The sequence below is a fragment of the Stenotrophomonas sp. YJH_SMC_46 genome (genome assembly GCF_059370315.1).
Genome location: NZ_JCAFTO010000001.1, coordinates 657,458 through 675,529, shown reverse-complemented (window position 1 = coordinate 675,529; position 18,072 = coordinate 657,458). Strand labels below are relative to the sequence as shown.

16 protein-coding genes are annotated in these 18,072 nt (G+C 66.9%); 4 read left to right on the top strand and 12 right to left on the bottom strand.

From position 1 onward, the window contains the following. Positions 1-6: 6 nt before the first annotated feature. From AC5P8C_RS03130 to AC5P8C_RS03120, 3 genes are all read left to right on the top strand, one after another. Positions 7-4,983, top strand: a complete 4,977-nt coding sequence (locus AC5P8C_RS03130; RefSeq protein ID WP_495218337.1) for an NAD-glutamate dehydrogenase — start codon at positions 7-9, stop codon at positions 4,981-4,983. A gap of 194 nt (positions 4,984-5,177) precedes the next feature. Continuing rightward, complete coding sequence (locus tag AC5P8C_RS03125) at positions 5,178-5,951, top strand: NAD kinase (protein WP_021202724.1); 774 nt, start codon at positions 5,178-5,180, stop codon at positions 5,949-5,951. 47 nt (positions 5,952-5,998) lie between these two features. Further along, positions 5,999-6,943: a 5'-nucleotidase gene (locus AC5P8C_RS03120; RefSeq protein WP_021202725.1), complete on the top strand. Its 945-nt coding sequence runs from the start codon at positions 5,999-6,001 to the stop codon at positions 6,941-6,943. A 61-nt stretch (positions 6,944-7,004) separates the two neighbouring features. Here AC5P8C_RS03120 and AC5P8C_RS03115 read toward each other — a convergent pair whose 3' ends face one another. The 12 genes from AC5P8C_RS03115 to asnS all read right to left on the bottom strand — a co-directional run bounded on the left by AC5P8C_RS03115 (position 7,005) and on the right by asnS (position 17,481). Next, positions 7,005-7,556 carry a DUF2939 domain-containing protein gene (locus AC5P8C_RS03115; protein WP_495218336.1) on the bottom strand — a complete coding sequence of 184 codons (552 nt, stop codon included), beginning with the start codon at positions 7,554-7,556 and terminating at the stop codon, positions 7,005-7,007. A 42-nt stretch (positions 7,557-7,598) separates the two neighbouring features. Next, positions 7,599-8,579: an aldo/keto reductase gene (locus AC5P8C_RS03110; RefSeq protein ID WP_019660380.1), complete on the bottom strand. Its 981-nt coding sequence runs from the start codon at positions 8,577-8,579 to the stop codon at positions 7,599-7,601. Continuing rightward, the gene (locus tag AC5P8C_RS03105) at positions 8,579-9,265 is read right to left on the bottom strand and encodes a DUF2461 domain-containing protein (protein ID WP_134735633.1); all 687 of its coding nucleotides are present in this window, start codon (positions 9,263-9,265) and stop codon (positions 8,579-8,581) included. The genes AC5P8C_RS03110 and AC5P8C_RS03105 overlap by 1 nt, the downstream gene beginning before the upstream one ends. Further along, a complete protein-coding gene (gene sbcB, locus AC5P8C_RS03100) occupies positions 9,262-10,701 on the bottom strand; it encodes an exodeoxyribonuclease I (protein WP_494540194.1) in 1,440 nt (479 codons plus the stop codon). Before sbcB ends, AC5P8C_RS03105 begins: the two co-directional genes overlap by 4 nt. Further along, complete coding sequence (locus AC5P8C_RS03095) at positions 10,701-12,068, bottom strand: FAD-dependent oxidoreductase (protein WP_021202730.1); 1,368 nt, start codon at positions 12,066-12,068, stop codon at positions 10,701-10,703. Before AC5P8C_RS03095 ends, sbcB begins: the two co-directional genes overlap by 1 nt. A 31-nt stretch (positions 12,069-12,099) precedes the next feature. Next, positions 12,100-13,374, bottom strand: coding sequence for a kynureninase (kynU, locus tag AC5P8C_RS03090; RefSeq protein WP_495218335.1), 1,275 nt, complete (start codon positions 13,372-13,374; stop codon positions 12,100-12,102). A gap of 138 nt (positions 13,375-13,512) precedes the next feature. Beyond that, complete coding sequence (locus tag AC5P8C_RS03085) at positions 13,513-14,034, bottom strand: 3-hydroxyanthranilate 3,4-dioxygenase (RefSeq protein ID WP_026347065.1); 522 nt, start codon at positions 14,032-14,034, stop codon at positions 13,513-13,515. A 19-nt stretch (positions 14,035-14,053) separates the two neighbouring features. Beyond that, complete coding sequence (can, locus tag AC5P8C_RS03080) at positions 14,054-14,716, bottom strand: carbonate dehydratase (RefSeq protein WP_005417406.1); 663 nt, start codon at positions 14,714-14,716, stop codon at positions 14,054-14,056. A gap of 72 nt (positions 14,717-14,788) precedes the next feature. Further along, positions 14,789-15,427 carry an FMN-binding negative transcriptional regulator gene (locus AC5P8C_RS03075; protein ID WP_495218334.1) on the bottom strand — a complete coding sequence of 213 codons (639 nt, stop codon included), beginning with the start codon at positions 15,425-15,427 and terminating at the stop codon, positions 14,789-14,791. 7 nt (positions 15,428-15,434) lie between these two features. Further along, the gene (locus tag AC5P8C_RS03070) at positions 15,435-15,749 is read right to left on the bottom strand and encodes a hypothetical protein (protein ID WP_019660373.1); all 315 of its coding nucleotides are present in this window, start codon (positions 15,747-15,749) and stop codon (positions 15,435-15,437) included. 7 nt (positions 15,750-15,756) lie between these two features. After that, positions 15,757-16,056 (bottom strand): hypothetical protein, encoded by a 300-nt coding sequence (locus AC5P8C_RS03065; protein WP_005417403.1) that lies wholly within the window; start codon positions 16,054-16,056, stop codon positions 15,757-15,759. A gap of 30 nt (positions 16,057-16,086) precedes the next feature. Continuing rightward, the gene (gene asnS / locus AC5P8C_RS03060) at positions 16,087-17,481 is read right to left on the bottom strand and encodes an asparagine--tRNA ligase (protein ID WP_021202732.1); all 1,395 of its coding nucleotides are present in this window, start codon (positions 17,479-17,481) and stop codon (positions 16,087-16,089) included. A gap of 128 nt (positions 17,482-17,609) precedes the next feature. Between asnS and AC5P8C_RS03055 the strand changes: the two genes are divergently transcribed. Beyond that, entirely contained in the window at positions 17,610-17,948 is a 339-nt protein-coding gene (locus AC5P8C_RS03055) for a HesB/IscA family protein (RefSeq protein ID WP_019660371.1), read from the top strand. Positions 17,949-18,072: the final 124 nt, after the last annotated feature.

The following is an 18,072-nucleotide window of genomic DNA, read 5'->3' as shown; positions in this document are numbered from 1 at the left end:
TCTGCCATGAAACCGCAAAAAACCGCAGCCAAGACCGTGAAAAACAAGACCAAACCAGCAGAAGCGGAGGTCGCAGTGACCGCTGGTTTCTCCCTGGAGCCGGTGTACACGGCCTTGCGCAAGCGCTACCCCGCGGCCGCACAGGCCGAAGCAGTGGCCTTTGCCACTGACTTCTACAAGCGTATGGAGGCGGACGAGTTCCCGCACCACAGCGCTGAAGAGTGGGCCGCTCTCGCGGCTGAGACGCTGGAATTCGCCCGTGCCCGCAAGGCTGGCAAGGCCAACGTCCGCGTGTTCAATCCGACCGCGAAGGCCAACGGTTGGGAATCGCCGCATACCGTGCTGCAGATCGTCAACGACGACATGCCGTTCCTGGTCGACACCGTCACCATGTCGCTGGCCGAGCAGGGCGTGGGTGTCCACGTGCTGGGCCACCCGGTGCTGCGCTTCACCCGCGACAAGGCCGGCAAGCTGGTCAAGGTCGGCGAGGGTGATGCCGAGTCGGTGATGCTGCTGGAGATCGACCGCCAACCGGCCGACGCCATGGCCGCCATCGAACAGGCCATCAACAAGGCGCTGGATGAAGTGCGTGCGATCGTGCGCGACTGGCAGCCGATGAAGGACAAGGCGCTGGCGCTGGCCGACGACCTGGGCAGCCGCCAGCTGCCGGTCGACGACACGTCGCGCAAGGAAGCACAGGAGTTCCTGCGCTGGGCCGCTGACAACCACTTCACCTTCTTCGGCTACCGCGAGTACCGCGTCGAGAAGCAGGGCAAGGAAGAGGTGCTGGCGCCGCTGAACGACACCGGCCTGGGCCTGATGCGCGGCAAGGACAAGTCCGCCGCCCGTCCGGTCAAGACCCTGGCCGCGCAGGGCCTGAACACCACGTCCGGTTTGAAGGACGCGCTGATCCTGACCAAGACCAATGCCCGTTCGCGCGTGCACCGCGCCGGTTACATGGACTACATCGGCGTGCTGGAGTTCGACGCCAAGGGCAAGATCATCGGCGAGCAGCGTTTCCTCGGCCTGTTCACCTCCAGCGCCTACAACCGTCGCCCGTGGGAAATCCCGCTGGTGCGCCAGCGCCACGAGCACGTGATGAAGCAGTCCGGCCTGGCCCCGGCCAGCCACAGTGGCAAGGCCCTGCGCCATATCCTGGAAACCCTGCCGCGCGAAGAACTGTTCCAGTCCAGCGAGGACGAACTGTTCCGCACCGCGATGGGCGTGCTGGGCCTGCAGGAACGCGTGCGCAGCCGCCTGTTCCTGCGCCGCGACAAGTACAGCCGTTTCATCTCCGCGCTGGTCTACCTGCCGCGCGAGCGCTTCAACACCGACGTGCGCCTGCGCATCGAAGCGATGCTGAAGGACGCGCTGCACGGCGAGTTCGTCGACAGCTCGGTGGTGCTGGGCGAATCGCCGCTGGCCCAGGTGCACCTGATCGTGCGCCCGAAGCCGGGTGAAATGCTCGACGTCGATACCGCCGAACTGGAGCAGAAGCTGGCCCAGGTCCTGCGCAACTGGCAGGACGACCTGCGCGAGGCGCTGGTGTCCCGCCATGGCGAGACCGAAGGCTTGCGCATCGCCGCCCGCATCGGCAAGGCGCTGCCGGCCGGTTACATCGAAGACAACAGCACGGCTGTTGCGGCCAACGATGTCAGCCAGCTCGACGCGCTGACCGGCCCGGACGACCTGCGCCTGAGCCTGCAGGCCGTGCCGCGCGAAAGCGGCGATGGTCTGCGCCTGAAGCTGTATCGCCAGCTGGACGACATCCCGCTGTCGGACGCGCTGCCGATGATGGAAAACATGGGCCTGCGCGTGATCGCCGAGCGTCCGTACCGCCTGTCGGTCGACAACGCCCCGGTATACGTGCAGGACTTCGAGGTCGAGTCCACCGCTGGCGCGATCGATGCCGCCAGTGTCGATGAAGCCTTCGGCGAGACCTTCGCCCGCGTCTGGCACGGCGATGCCGAGAACGATGGCTTCAACCGCCTGGTGCTGGCGGCCGGCCTGCACTGGCGCCAGGTCGCCATGCTGCGTGGCTACTGCAAGTACCTGCTGCAGACCGGCGTGCCGTTCTCGCAGGCCTACGTGGAAGGCACGTTCGCGCGCTACCCGCTGCTGGCCCGTCTGCTGGTCGAGCTGTTCGAAGCCCGGTTCGATCCGGCCACCGGCCACGAGAGCAAGGACGACATCGCCGCCGGCCAGGCCCAGCTGAAGGCCCACTTCGATGTGCTGGCTGCTGGCGACGAGGCCACCCTGAAGGTGCTCAAGACCGTGGTCGACGCCCGCAAGGGCGACCGTGACGCGCAGATGCAGGCCGCGCGCGATGCGCTGCTGAAGCTGATGGACCGCGTGTCCAGCCTGGACGAGGACCGCATCCTGCGCTCGTTCATGGGCGTGATCGACGCGACCCTGCGCACCAGCTACTACCAGACCGATGCCAACGGCCAGCACGGCCATGTCATCAGCTTCAAGTTCGATTCGGCGCTGGTGCCGGACCTGCCGAAGCCGCGCCCGTACCGCGAGATCTTCGTGTACGGCCCGCGCGTGGAAGGTACCCACCTGCGCTTCGGTGCGGTTGCGCGTGGCGGCCTGCGCTGGTCGGATCGTCGCGAAGACTTCCGTACCGAAGTGCTGGGCCTGGTCAAGGCACAGATGGTCAAGAACACCGTCATCGTGCCGGTCGGCGCGAAGGGTGGCTTCTTCGCCAAGACCCCGCCGGTGAACGGCGACCGCGATGCGATCTTCGCCAACGGCGTGGCCTGCTACAAGCTGTTCATCCAGGGCCTGCTGGACATCACCGACAACATCGTCAACAACAAGATCGTGCCGCCGGTGGATGTCGTGCGCCACGACATGGACGATCCGTACCTGGTGGTGGCCGCCGACAAGGGCACCGCGACCTTCTCCGACATCGCCAACGGCCTGGCCGTCGCGCACGGCTTCTGGATGGGCGATGCGTTCGCCTCCGGTGGTTCGGTCGGCTACGACCACAAGGGCATGGGCATCACCGCGCGCGGTGCGTGGGAATCGGTCAAGCGCCACTTCCGTGCGCTGGGCCGTGACAGCCAGAGCCAGGACTTCACTGCGGTCGGCGTCGGCGACATGTCCGGCGACGTGTTCGGCAACGGCATGCTGCTGTCGCGCCACATCCGCCTGGTCGCTGCGTTCGACCACCGCCACATCTTCCTGGACCCGAATCCGGATGCGGCCACGTCGTTCATCGAGCGTGAGCGCCTGTTCACCCTGCCGCGTTCGAGCTGGGCGGACTACGACACCAAGCTGATCAGCAAGGGCGGCGGCGTGTACCCGCGCAGCCTGAAGTCGATCGAGATCACCCCGCAGGTGCGTGAGGCGCTGGGCCTGGACGAGAACGTCAAGGCGCTGTCGCCGAACGATCTGATGAGTGCGATCCTGAAGGCACCGGTCGACCTGCTGTGGAACGGTGGCATCGGTACCTACGTCAAGGCCGCCAGCGAACAGCACAGCGACGTCGGCGACCGTGCCAACAACGCGCTGCGCGTGAACGGTGGCGAGCTGCGCTGCAAGGTGGTGGGCGAGGGCGGCAACCTGGGCATGACCCAGCTGGGCCGCATCGAAGCTGCCCAGGCTGGCGTTCTGCTCAACACCGACTTCATCGACAACTCGGCCGGTGTCGACACCTCCGACCATGAAGTCAACATCAAGATCCTGCTCAACGATGTGGTGCGGGCCAAGAAGCTGACCGTCGAGCAGCGCAACAAGCTGCTGGCCTCGATGACCGATGAAGTCGCCGAGCTGGTGCTCAACGACAACTACCGCCAGAACCAGGCGCTGAGCCTGATGGAGCGGATGGCGGTCAAGCGCCTGGGTTCCAAGCAGCACTTCATCCGCACGCTGGAACAGCAGGGCCTGCTGGATCGCCAGATCGAGTTCCTGCCGTCCGATGCCGAGCTGTCCCAGCGCAAGGCGCGCGGCCAGGGCCTGACCCGCCCGGAACTGTCGGTGCTGCTGTCCTACTCCAAGCTGGTGGCGTTCAACCAGTTGCTGGATTCGGACATCCCGGAAGATCCGTACCTGTCCAAGGAACTGCAGCGCTATTTCCCGACCCCGCTGCAGAAGAAGTATGCCGACGCGATGGAGCGTCACCGCCTGAAGCGCGAAATCATCGCCACGGCCGTGACCAACCAGACCATCAACCGCATGGGCGCCACCTTCCTGATGCGCATGCAGGAAGACACCGGTCGTTCCATCGCCGAGGTCGCCAAGGCGTACACCATCAGCCGTGAAACGCTGGATGCACGCGCGCTGTGGGCGCAGATCGATGCCCTCGACGGCAAGGTGCCGGAGTCGGTGCAGATCGACGCACTGGAAGTGATCTGGAAGCTGCAGCGTTCGTTCGTGCGCTGGCTGCTGTCGCGCCCGGGCGCGATGCCGGGCATCACCGAAGCGGTCAACCGCTACCAGGGACCGTTCAACGACATCCGCGTTGCCTCGGGTGTGCTGCCGGATTCGCAGCGTCCGACCTACGAGGCCCTGGTGGCCGAGTGGAAGGAAAAGGGCCTGCCGTCTGCACTGGCACAGCAGCTGGCCGAACTGCACTTCCTGGAACCGGCGTTCGACATCATCGAACTGGCCCGCACCCGCAAGCTGAAGCCGGTGGACGTGTCCAAGGTCCACTTCCGCCTGGGCGATGCCCTGCAGCTGCCGTGGCTGTTCGAGCAGGTCGATGCGCTGGAGGTCAATGGCCGTTGGCACGCCGTGGCACGTGGCGTGCTGCGTGACGAACTGGCAGCCAACCACCGCAACCTGGCCGGGCAGGTGCTGGGCACCAAGGGCAACAGTGCCGAGGCCAAGGTCGCTGCCTGGATGGGCCGTGATGACAACAGCCTGCGCTTCACCCTGGCGATGCTGGCCGAACTGGCCGAGCAGAAGACCCTGGACTACCCGACCGTCTCGGTCGCGGTGCAGCGCTTGGGCCAGCTTGCTGCCCACGGCGCGTAAGTGACGTAGCGCCGGGCCATGCCCGGCCTGCGTGGAGAAAAGGAGCGGCCCCGCGAAAGCGGGGCCGTTCTGCATTGCCTTGGTAGTGCCGGTCGCTGGCCGGCAACTGCATGAACCGTTATCGGCTGAAGCTGCCGGCCAGCGGCCGGCACTACCGGGTATGCTCTTGCTGGCACACCCACCCGGATCCACCGATGAGCGACACCCCCCGCATCGCTTTCCTGGCCAGCAACACCGAACCGGCGCAGATGGCGCGCGCGGCCATGATCTCGCGTTATGGCGATCACGCGCCTGAGCAGGCCGACGTGCTTTGCCCGCTGGGGGGCGACGGTTTCATGCTGCAGACCCTGCACCGGCACGGGCACCTGGGCAAGCCGGTGTTCGGCATGAAGCTGGGCACCGTGGGCTTCCTGATGAACCAGTACCGCGGCGACGATGACGTGCAGGCGCGCATCGCCCGTGCCGAACCGGCCAACCTGCGCCCGTTGGAGATGGTGGCGCTGACCGAATCGGGCACCAGTACCGGGTCGCTGGCCTACAACGATGTTTCACTGCTGCGCCAGACCCGGCAGGCTGCGCATATCGGCATCGACCTGAACGGCCAGGAGCGCGTGGCCGAACTGATCGGTGACGGCGTGCTGGTCGCCACCCCGGCCGGCAGCACCGCCTACAATTATTCCGCGCACGGCCCGGTGTTGCCGCTGGGGTCGCATACCATCGCGCTGACGCCGCTGGCCCCATATCGGCCGCGACGCTGGCGCGGGGCGATCCTCAAGGCCGATACCGAAGTGCGCTTCCGCGTGCTCGATCCCTACAAGCGTCCGGTCAGCGTCACCGCTGACTCCCACGAGACCCGCGACGTAGTGGAGGTGACCATCCGCGAGTCCAGGGACCGGCGCGTGACCCTGCTGTTCGACCCGGAACACAACCTGGAAGACCGGATCCTGAGCGAACAGTTCGTTTTTTGAGGACAATGGGCGGCCGGCCCTGCCGACCGCTTGAAGGACCCCCACCGATGGGCGACAACTCTCCCCGTTTGCTGACCGTCGCGGTCACCTCGCGCGCGCTGTTCGACCTCGAGGAAAGCCATGCGCTGTTCGAGAGCGATGGCGTGGCGGCCTATGCAGAATTCCAGCGCCAGCATGAGGACGACATCCTCGGACCTGGCGTGGCCTTCCCGGTAGTGCGCAAGCTGTTGGCCCTGAACCAGGGCGCCAGCCCGGAGGACCCGCGGGTCGAGGTGATCCTGCTGTCGCGCAATTCGGCCGACACCGGCCTGCGCATCTTCAATTCGATCCAGCACTATGGCCTGGGCATCATCCGCGCGACGTTCACCGCCGGCGAGCCGACCTGGCCCTACGTGAAGCCGTTCGGCACCGACCTGTTCCTGTCGGCCAACCCCGAATCGGTGCGCAGCGCGCTGCGCCATGGCATCGCGGCGGCGACCATCCTGCCCAAGCCGCCTGGCGAGACCGCAGCCGCAGCGGCCGACCAGATCGACATCGGTCGCCCTGCCGGGCAGCTGCGCATCGCCTTTGACGGTGACGCGGTGATCTTTGGTGACGAGAGTGAACGCATTTCGCGCGAGCAGGGCGTGGAAGCCTTTGGCCGCCATGAGCGCGAACGGGCCCGCGAGCCGCTCAGCGGCGGTCCGTTCCGTGGCTTCCTGTCAGCGCTGCACACGCTGCAGGAAGTGTTCCCTGCCGGCGAGAGCGCGCCGATCCGTACCGCACTGGTGACTGCGCGTTCGGCGCCGGCCCATGAGCGGGTGATCCGCACCCTGCGCGAGTGGGGCGTGCGCCTGGACGAAGCGCTGTTCCTCGGCGGCCGGCACAAGGGGCCGTTCCTGCAGGCGTTCGGCGCCGACATCTTCTTCGACGATTCGCAGCACAACATCGACAGCGCCCGCGAGCATGTGGCTGCCGGCCACGTACCGCACGGCGTCGCCAACGAGGGATAGGGCGGATTCGACCGGCAGGTGCCAACCGTTGGTTGGCACTGCCGTCAGGCCACGGGTCCGATCAAGGGCTGCCCGACATCCCCAGCTGCAGATCCACCACCTTCCAGCGCAGCCCCTGCGGCTCCAGTACCACCTTCATCGGCGGCTGGCCCGGACCGCGATCGACATCGATCACGAAGCGGTCCAGCGCTTCGAAATGGTGTTCGGCATTCTTCAACGGTCGCGCCGGTTCGGTCGGGCCGAAGGCATCGCCGCCCTGCAGTTCATTGCGGCCGCGCTTCCACAGCACGTGGCCCTGCAGCATCGCGCCGATCCCGGTGGGGGTCACCATGGTGTCCACCGCGGCACCGCCCAGCTGATCGCCCAGCCCGTACAGCAGGGCACCGAAGGGACTGGCCGCCACGTCCGGGCCGGCCTGGCGCACCAGGTAGTCATTGAGCTGCGCGCGCAGGCTGCTGCGCACGCGCGGGAAATCGACGTAGCGTTCCAGGCGCGCGGTGTCGCGCTGCTCGATGGCCTTGGAAACGCCATTGACGGTCAGGTAGGGGCCGCCGAACCACCAGGCCGCCAGGGCCAGGACCAGCAGCACAACGAGTACAGTGAGTTTCTTCATGCCGCACAGACTGCCGCAACCGCAGCGGCATGGGGTGAAGACTCAATGACTGGGTGATCCGCGCCCATCACCGAAGGCGTTCACCAGCTGCTGGCGTTCGGCTGCGGTCAGCGCCTCCAGCCGCGTCGCCAGCACTTCGTCCAGGCTGCGGGTGCGGGTGGTGCCGAGGATGCCGCTGGCAACGCCGGGATGGCCCAGGGCGTAGGCAAACGCGGTCTGGGCGGGGCGCTGGCTGTGGATGGCGGCGATGGTGTGGCGCATCCGGCGTGCGCTGTGCATCAGGGAGCGGCTGCTCGGCTTCAGCCAGGCTCTGGCCAGGTACCAGGCGTCGGCAGGGCGCGGCAGGCGGGCGCGTGACGGCAGCAGGTGGCCCTGCGCCAGCACGGTGCCGGCCAGCACGCCGATACCGGCCGCGTGCAGCCGGTCGATGAGAGGTTCACGATCCTGCTGCAGGGCGTTGTAGTCCAGAAGCACCACGTCGAACAGCGTGGGATGGTCGATCATCCAGTGCAGGGTCGACGCCGTGTGGGTGTTGATGCCGGTATGCCGGATCAACCCGCGTTCGCGCAGTCGCTGCAGCGCGGCCAGCAGGTCATCGTTGATGTCGTGCTGGCTGGCACCATGCAGCTGGTAGATATCGAGGTAATCCAGGCCGAGGTTGCGCAGCGAGGCTTCGCAGCTGGCGGTGATGGCCGCTGGCGAAAAATTGCGCTGCTCGGCGCCGCTGACGCCGGCCTGGCCGGTCAGCGTGCCGCCCTTGCTGGAGATCACCAGCGAATCGCGCGGGTATTGCTTGAGCAAGGAGCGCAGGATGCGGCCCAGCCGCGGCTCGGCGTGGAAACCGGAGTAGTTGTGACCGGTGTCCAACAGGTTCACGCCCCGTGCCAGTGCATGCTCGACGACGTGCGCGGCCGACTGCTCCGGGAAGCGCCGATGCCCCCAGAAGCCGGAGCACCCAAGGCCGACCGGCGAAACCGCCAGGCCGGTGCGGCCCAGCGTGCGCCGTTGGTGCGCCAACGGCATCAGAATTCCAGGTCCAGCGCTGCGCACAGATAGTCGACGAACGGGCCGAGTGCGGCCAGATCCTTGCCCAGCGTGGACAGCAGGCGTGGACCGGTCATGGTGGCGTCATCCAGCGGGCGCCACATCACCCAGTTGCGGTGCTTGAGATCGTCGATGAACTCGAAGTCGGCCGGGAAGCCGCGCGGCGGACGCACCAGTTTTTCGCTCTCCTCGAACTCGAAGCGCTTGCGCAGCGCAGGTGCATGGGCCGCGGCCTTCCAGCTGCCCGGATTGTCGAGGATGAAGTGGCGCACGCGGCGCTGGGTTTCCGGTTCCGGGTGCCACAGGCCGGCACCGACAAAGCTCTCGCCTGGCTGCAGGTGCACATAGAACGAGGGCGCGGCCACTTCGCGACGGCGCTCATGGAACAGGCGCGCACCCTGCCAGGTCTTGTAAGGCGATTTGTCGTTGGAGAAACGCGCGTCGCGGTGGATGCGGAACAGTGAGCCGCCGACGCCGCGGGTATCGGCGCGGAAGTGTTCGCTGACCTCGGCAAGGGCTGGCTGAAGGTCACCCAACAGGCGCAGGAACGGCTGTCGCACATGCTCTTCGTACTGCTGGCGGTGGTCGTTGAACCACGCCTTTTCGTTGTGGCGCGCTAGGCTGCGCAGGAACTTGAAGCTGGCGTCCGAGAAATAGGTACTCACAAGGTCTCCTGCAGGTGCTGGCCCCAGTCGCGCAACGATTGCAGCAGGGCCTGGCGCCGCGCGTCGTCGGGCGACTCGGCGGCCAGCGCATCGAGCTGCTGCTGGTACTGGGGCAGGTTGAGTTCGCCGAGGCCGCCGTCTCCCAGCAGGCGCTGGCGCCGGTAATCCTGCCAGCGCTGGCGTTCAGCCGGCGCGAGGCTGTCCGGATGATTGCGCGCACGGTAGCGGAACAGCAGCTCCGGCAGGCGCGGGTCACGGAAGCGGCCTTCCAGCGCAGCCAACTGCTCCGGTGCGGTCGTGCGGGCCAGCGCCAGCAGCGGTTTGTCGCCGTTGCCGAGGAAGCCGTCGTACAGGGAGGCATCGACGTCGGCCACGGTGGCCGCGCGCGGCTGGTTGTAGACCTGGCGCGCCTTCTCGGCAAGCTGAGGGGCGAACCCGCGCAGCCGTTCAACCTTGGCCTCGATCGCGGCCACGTCCAGGCCCAGGCGCGCGTGGTCGTCGCCACGAAGGTGGTTCCAGGCGACCAGGGCGGGCACCTTGTTCAGGTGCACTTCCTTCAGCGGCACCCGTGCCATGCCCTCGGGCAGTTCACTGGCGCGCAGGTACAGGCGCTGTGCGATCACCTCGGCCGGCAGGGCCAGCAGGTCGTCGATGTCGCCGTCCAGGTCGAACACGATCACCCTGTTGCTGATCGTCGGGTGCACGGCCAACGGCAGCACCGGCGCCGCGCACAGACGGCTGGCGGGGTAGCGCATGGAAATGTGCAGCACCGGCGTCATCGCGGTGACATCCAGCAGGGTGCCGACGAAACGCTTGTCGCGCAGCTTCAGGGCGTAGTCCCACAGGCGCGGCTGCGACTGCTTGAACAGCCGTGCCATGCCGATCGTGGCTCGCACGTCGGATAGCGCTTCGTGCGCATCACCCTCGCGCACGTTGTTGGCTTCGGCCAGGTGCTCGAGTTTGAACGAGGTGGCACCGTCCTCGCGCAGCGGCCACTGGATGCCATCCGGGCGCATCGCGCGCATCAGCCGCAGCATGTCCAGCAGGTCCCAGCGCGAATTGCCGTTGCGCCACTCGCGTTCGTATGGGTCATGGAAGTTGCGGAACAGGCCGTAGCGGACGAATTCATCGTCGAAGCGCAGCGTGTTGTAGCCCAGCGCGCAGGTGCCGGGTCGCGACATCAGTTCGTTGATGCGGTCGAAGGCTTGGGACTCGCTGATGCCTTCGGCCAAGGCCTGCTGCGGGGTGATGCCGGTGACCAGGGTGGCCATCGGCGAGGGCAACAGGTCATCGGCCGGGCGCACGAAGAAGCTGACCGGCGTGTCGATCTCGTTGAGGTCGGCGTCGGTGCGGATGGCGGCGAACTGCGAGATGCGGGTGCGCCGTGGATCCTGGCCGAAGGTTTCCAGGTCGTAGAACAGGAAGCTGTCGGCCATCAGTGCGCACCCTCCAGGACCGGTAGCTGCGCGTGGATCTGCGCTTCCAGCGCCGCCCAGTCGATGTTGTCCAGCGACTCGTGGCCGACCGTGGCCGCCACCAGCAAATCGCGCTGCAGTTCGGTACGGCGCAGCGCTTCGGCGTACGGCGTGTGCAGGAAGGTGACCATCGTGTAGTGCGGTACGAAGCGGGTCGGCCAGCGCCGCTGCAGTTCCCGCTCCAGTTCGCGCTGCAGCAGGAACGAGGGATCGGCCACGCGGTCGCGCATTTCCAGGTAGTTCTCCAGCGCCATCTGCTGGATCGCGCGTGCATTGGGTTTGCGCTCGGCCTCGAACGCAGCGAACGCACTTTCCAGGTCATCCGCCTCCATCAGGTGACGGGCCAGCGCAACGCAATCCTCGAACGCGCAGTTCATGCCCTGGCCGTGGAACGGCACCATTGCATGCGCGGCGTCGCCGATCAGTACGGCGCGACCCTGCTGGTGCCAGCGCTCCAGGGTGAGCGTGCCGAGCAGGCCCGGCGGGTGCTGTTCCCAATCCACGCGCAGGTTCGGGATCAGCGGCAGCGCGTCCGCGAACTCGCGAGCGAACAGCGCCTCGGCCTGCGCACCGGTATTGATCGTGGCAAAGCTGGGATCGCCCTGGTTGGGCAGGAACAGGGTGACGGTGAAGGTGCCTTCATGATTGGGCAGGGCGATGCACATGTAGTGGCCGCGTGGCCAGATGTGCAGCGCGTTGCGCTCGATGCGGAAGCCCCCGTCTTCGGCCGGCGGAATCTCCAGCTCCTTGTAGGAGTGATCGAGGAAGGCGATGTCCTCGCCCAGCGGCGCGCGTCGGTTCATTGCCGCACGCAGCGCCGAACCGGCACCGTCTGCACCGATCAGGGTGTCGAAGCGGATGTCGTGCGGGCTGTCATCGCGGTCATCGATGAAGCGGGCGTAGCCGGCATCGAAATCAACGGTGTGCAGGCGGCGATGGAAATGCACGGTGGCCCCTGCCTGTTCGGCCAGTTCCAGCAGCGTGGTGTTCAGGTCGCTGCGGTGGATCGACCAGATCACTTCGCTGTCATCACGGCCATAGCGCTGCAGCTGCGGTTCGCCGTCGCGTGGATGCACCATGCGTCCGCGCATCATCACCGCGCGCGCCATCACCTCGTCTTCCACACCGGCCTGGCGCAGGGCGTTGCGCCCACGCTCGGCCAGCGCCAGGTTGATCGAGCGGCCGCTCTCGTAGTCGGCCACGCGCGGATCGCCGCGGCGTTCGTACAGGGTGATGCGCCAGCCCTGGCGTGACAGCAGGATGGCCAGCAGGGAGCCGGCGAGGCCGGCACCGATAATGCTCAACGAGCGGGAGGCGTGTGCGATCAACGAACTGTCCAGCAGTAGGGGAGGGACCGGCTCAAAGGCCGGCCCAGGCTTCCACTTCCTCGACGAAGTGGTGCACGTCCAGGTAGCGGTTGTAGAGCGGGGTGGGCGAGATGCGGATCACATCCGGTTCGCGCCAATCGCCGAGCACGCCGATGCTGCGCAGGTGCTCGAACAGGGCGCGCCCGCGCTCGCGGCCGCCGATCACGCGCAGCGACAACTGGCAGCCGCGGCGCTGCGGGTCTGCCGGGGTGATGATCTCCAGCACCTGCGGCAGGCGTGCGCGCACCAGTGCTTCGAGCATGCCGGTCAGCGCCAGCGATTTGCTGCGCAGCGCGTCCATGCCGGCTCGCTCGAACAGGTCCAGCGAGGCGCGCAACGGTGCCAGCCCCAGAATGGGCGGATTGCTCAGCTGCCACCCTTCGGCACCGATGGCCGGGGTGAACTGCGGTGCCATCTGGAAACGGGTGGCTTCCTCATGGCCCCACCAGCCAGCGAATCGGGGCAGGGTGGTGTCGCGATGGTGGCGCTCGTGCACGAAGGCGCCGGCAACCGCGCCCGGGCCGCTGTTGAGGTATTTGTAATGGCACCACACCGCAAAGTCCGGCGCCACGTCATGCAGGCGCAGCGGTAGGTTGCCCACCGAATGCGCCAGGTCGAAACCGATGCGCGCCCCCTGCAGGCGTGCGGCGCGGGTGATTGCACCGAGGTCGAAGGCCTGACCGGTGCGGTACTGCACGCCGGGCCACAGCACCAGCGCCAGGCGCGGGCCGTGCTCGGCGATGGCGCGTTCGATCGCGGTCAGCGAGATCGTGCCGTTGGCTTCGTCCGGCTGCACTTCCACCAGGCACTGGGCCGGGTCGAAGCCATGGAAGCGGATCTGTGCTTCGACCGCGTGGCGGTCGGTCGGGAATGCGCCGGCTTCCATCAGGATCACCGGGCGCTGCGTGGTCGGCCGGTAGAAGCTGACCATCATCAGATGCAGGTTCACGCTCAGCGTGTTCATCGCCACCACTTCGCTGGGCAGCGCACCGACCACGCGGGCCAGCTGCGCGCTCACGAGGCGGTGGTAGGACAGCCACTGGGTAGGGCCGGTGAAGTGGCCTTCGACCGCCAGCTCGCCCCACTGCTTCATCACTTCCTGCACCGCGGCCTGAGCGCCACGCGGCTGCAGGCCCAGCGAGTTGCCGACGAAGTAGGTCTGCTCGCCGCCGCCATGGCGCGGAATCAGGAATTCGTTACGCATCGGACGCAGCGGATCGGCGGCGTCCAGGGCAATGGCGTGGGTGCGGCTGAGCAGGTCGGACATGGTCGGGCAACAGGCTGCAACGGGACCGCCAGTGTAGCGCTTGGCGGCGTGCCTGCCGCCGAACCTGTAGAGCGGAGCCCATGTTCGGCTGCCGGGCCACGAAGCCGAGCATGGGCTCGGTTCTACAGGGGCAGGTGCTCAGCCCGCCGCCGGCACCGGCAGCGGATCCACGTGCCCGCACTGGCTGCAGGTGCGCAGTTCCAGGCTGGCGTGGTAGCGCGCGAACACCTTGGGCAGGTCGGTCTCGATGTTCTGCAGCGCGAAGAACTCTTCGTGCAGCTTGTGGTTGCAGCGTTCGCAGTGCCAGATCACCCCGTCCTTCTCGTGCGGCAGGCGCTTGCGCTCGACCACCAGGCCGATGCCCCCGGGCGGGCGGCGCGGCGAGTGCGGCACCTTCGCCGGCAGCAGGAAGACCTCGCCGGCGCGGATCGGGATGTCACGTACCGCACCGTCCTCCTGCACCTTCAGCACCATCTCGCCCTCGAGCTGGTAGAACCACTCCGGGCCTTCGTCGTAGTGATAGTCGGTGCGCGAATTCGGCCCGCCGACCACCATCACGATGAAATCGCCGTTGTCGATCATCTTGTTGCCCACCGGCGGCTTCAGCAGGTGGCGGTTCTCTTCGATCCAGGCGTGCAGGTTGATCGGCGAAGCGAGCATGGTGGTCATCCGTGGGGGATCAGTCGCGACGGCCCTTGCGCGGCACGAAGGATAGTGCCTTCTCATATGCCGGCTGCAGCTCTTCCAGCGAGCCTACGTCGATGCCCATTTCACGCACGCGACCGTCCTTCAGGCTGTACACCCAGCCATGCACCATCAGCTTCTGGCCGCGGGCCCAGGCGTCCAGCACGATGGTCGAGCGACAGAGGTTGGCGACCTGCTCGATCACGTTCAGCTCGCACAGGCGGGCGTGCTTGAGTTCATCGTCTTCGATCGCATCGAGGATGCCCTGGTGCTTCTGAACGACGTCGCCGACGTGGCGCAGCCAGTTGTCGGCCAGGCCGACGCGGGTATTGTGCAGGCAGGCGTGCACGCCGCCGCAGCCGTAATGGCCGACGATCAGAATGTGCTTGACCTTCAGCTGGTCCACCGCGTACTGCACCACGCTCAGGCAGTTCAGGTCGGTGTGGGCGACCACGTTGGCAACGTTGCGGTGCACGAACACTTCGCCGGGTGCCATGCCGATGATCTGGTTGGCCGGAACTCGTGAATCGGAGCAGCCGATCCACAGGTACTCGGGATGCTGCTGCTTGGCCAGCTGGTGGAAGAAGTCCGGGTCTTCCTTCTCGATGCGGTCGGCCCAGTCGCGGTTGTTCTGCAGCAGCTTGTGGATGTCTTTCATGTTCGGATGCCTGGCGTCGGGTGGGGGCGCGCCGCAGCCGTCCGGCTGCGTCGTCGCGGGAATCGGGGGCGTTCAGCCGCTGCGGGTGGCCTGTTCGCGGTGCCAGCGCATCCACTGCGCCAACTCGGTGGAGGAAGGGGTGCCCAGCTGTTCCAGTTCGGCGATCACGGCACGCTGGTTCGCATCGGGGTGGTTCTGGCTCAGCTTCAGCTTCAGCTGCACGTGTTCAACCTGGAAGCGGAAGCCGACGATGGCGCGCAGCTCCGGGCCGTGTTCGGCGCGCGCGGCATCGAAGCGCCAGGCCTGGCCGACGCTGGCTTCGAAACGGTCGCTGATCGCGCCGACCAGTTCGGCCAGCGCATCGGTGTCGTCGAAGGTGTACAGCTGGCCGCGCAGCTCGGCGGCCGCATAGTTCCAGGTCGGCACCCGCGCGGCGGGCTCCTTGTCCGGATACCAGCTGGCCGAGACGTAGCCGTGCGGGCCATCGACCAGTACCTTGGCCGCACCGCTGTGGCGCGACTGCGGGTTGGCGCGGGCCCAGTGCCCGCGCAGCTCGATGCGCTCGCCCTCGCGCCGGTACAACACCGGCATCCGCGTCAGCTCCGGCAGGCCATCGCTGCCCGGGGTGAGCACGCTGACGAACGGATCGCGCGCCAGCAGGCGGTCCAGCCAGAGCAGGTCGGTCTCGGCGAAGGCGCGCGGGGTGAACATGCCAGGGTCAGGCGCGCCCGCCCAGCGACTGGATCATGCGGCCACGCAGGCCCTCGTCGCTGTCGGCCTGCGGCGGCTGCACTTCGTGCAGGCTGAAGCCGCGCACCAGCGCGTCCTCCTCGTCCAGGCCGTCATACTCGACGAATTCAGCGTCGAACAGCTGCGAACGGGCGGTGTCTTCACTGTCATAGCTCAGCGTGTTGCCGTCGCTGTCGAGCACTTCGGCGGTGCCGGCAGGGCGCACCCGCAGGCGTGCCCAGATCAGGGTGTTGCCGAGGCTGGCCAGCCACCAGCTGTCGCGCGAAGTGGTGATGTCATTCATGGATGTGTTACCAGAGCGAGGCCAGCCAGAGCAGGGCAGCCATGCCCAGTCCGGCCAGCAGGGTCAGCAGCGATACCCAGGCCGGCGTCGCCAGCCCGGACAATGATCGGTCCGGCTGCTGGCGATAGTCGCGGCGCAACAGCCAGGCCAGGGCATCGGGCTTGAGGAAGGCGCCGCTGCCGAAGCGCTCGGCGAGCGCCGGATGGCGGTCGCGCACGTGCACCAGGGTCAGCGGCCAGAAGATCACGAAGGCACTGAACCCGGCCACTGCAACGCCAACGAAACAGAGGGCGAAGAACAGGGTCATGGGGGCAGCACCTCCGTGGTCGTTTGGGGCTTAGAAGTCCGCGCTGCCCGGGGCGCGCGGGTAGGGGATCGCATCGCGGATGTTGGACAGCCCGCAGACGTACACCACCAGGCGCTCGAAGCCCAGGCCGAAGCCGGCGTGCGGCACCGAACCATAGCGGCGGAAATCGCGGTACCAGCTGTAGTGCTCGCGATCCAGGCCGAACTGGGCCATGCGCGCATCCAGCACGTCCAGGCGCTCTTCGCGCTGGCTGCCGCCGATGATCTCGCCGATGCCCGGGGCCAGCACGTCCATCGCGGCAACGGTCTTGCCGTCGTCGTTCAGGCGCATGTAGAAGGCCTTGATGTGCTCCGGGTAGTTGGTCACCACCACCGGGCGGCCGACGTGTTCCTCGGTCAGCCAGCGCTCGTGCTCGGTCTGCAGGTCCAGGCCCCATTCCACCGGGAAGTCGAACTTCCTGCCGGACTTCTGCAGCAGGCTGACCGCATCGGTGTAGTCGATGCGCTCGAACGGTGCGTTGATGAAATCTTCCAGCTTGGTGATCGCGTTCTTGTCCACGCGCTCGGCGATGAAGGCCAGGTCGTCGCTGCGCTCGTTCAGCACCGCGCGGAACAGGTACTTCAGGAACTCTTCGGCCAGGCGTGCGTCTTCGGCCAGGTCGGCGAAGGCGATTTCCGGCTCGATCATCCAGAACTCCGCCAGGTGGCGGGTGGTGTGGCTGTTTTCGGCGCGGAAGGTCGGGCCGAAGGTGTAGACCTTGCTCAGCGCCAGGCAGTAGGCCTCGACGTTCAGCTGGCCGGACACGGTCAGGAAGGTTTCCTTGCCGAAGAAGTCGCGGCTGAAATCGATCGCGCCCTTCTCGTCTCGCGGCAGGTTCACCATGTCCAGGGTGGACACGCGGAACATCTGGCCGGCGCCTTCGGCGTCGGAGGTGGTGATGATCGGGGTGCTGATCCAGTTGAAGCCGTTCTCGTGGAAGAAACGGTGAACAGCTTGGGCCAGGCAGTTGCGGATGCGGGTGACCGCCCCGAACAGGTTGGTGCGCGGGCGCAGGTGGGCCACTTCGCGCAGGAACTCCGGCGACATCGGCTTGGGCTGGATCGGATAGGTGAGCGGGTCTTCGACCCAGCCGACCACTTCAAGCGTGCTGGCCTGGATCTCGAACGACTGGCCCTTGCCCTGCGACTTCACCAGGGTACCGGTGGCGATGACCGAGCAGCCGCTGGTCAGGCGCTTGATCTCGTCGAAGTTGCCCAGGGTGTCGTTGGCCACGACCTGAATCGGGGCAAAGCAGGAGCCGTCGCTCACATTCACGAAGGCCAGATTCGCTGAACCGCGCACCGTGCGCACCCATCCGCGTACCGTGACTTCGCCGCCTTCCGGGATCTTCCCGGCAAGCGCATGTTCAACGCTGACCACCGTCATGACTTGAATCCTCTGCTGATCGACTCGATCTGTGAACACGGGAGTTTACCGGTTGCAGCGTTCTGCTTGCGAGGCATTTTTCGCAGCCACAGCTCCTTATAATGTCCCCGTACCTCTGGAGTAGCCCCATGGCCGTCAGCCTGACCCCCGTTGCCTTCGAGCGCGTGCAGCGCTTTGTCGCCCAGACCCCCGGCGCGCTGGGCCTGCGTTTCGGCGTGACCAGGACCGGCTGCTCCGGCTGGGGCCACATCACCGACCTGGCCCGCGATGAGCGCGAGGGCGATACCGTGTTCGAGCAGGACGGCGTGAAGATCTATGTTGACGCCAAGAGCCTGGCGCTGGTGGACGGCACCGTGATCGACTTCGGCAAGCACGGCCTGAGCGAGACCTTCACGTTCAGCAACCCGAACGCCACCGCCGAGTGTGGCTGCGGCGAGAGCTTCACCACTGACGCCGACAAGGCCTGACGGCCGGCCGGGGCCTGATCGTTCTGGTAGCGCCCAACCCGGGTTGGCTGGGCGCTCGCCCCCGGTTCAGGGTGTCAGGTGGCCCACCGGTTGCCCGGCCACCCCATCTGCGCCATAATGCGCG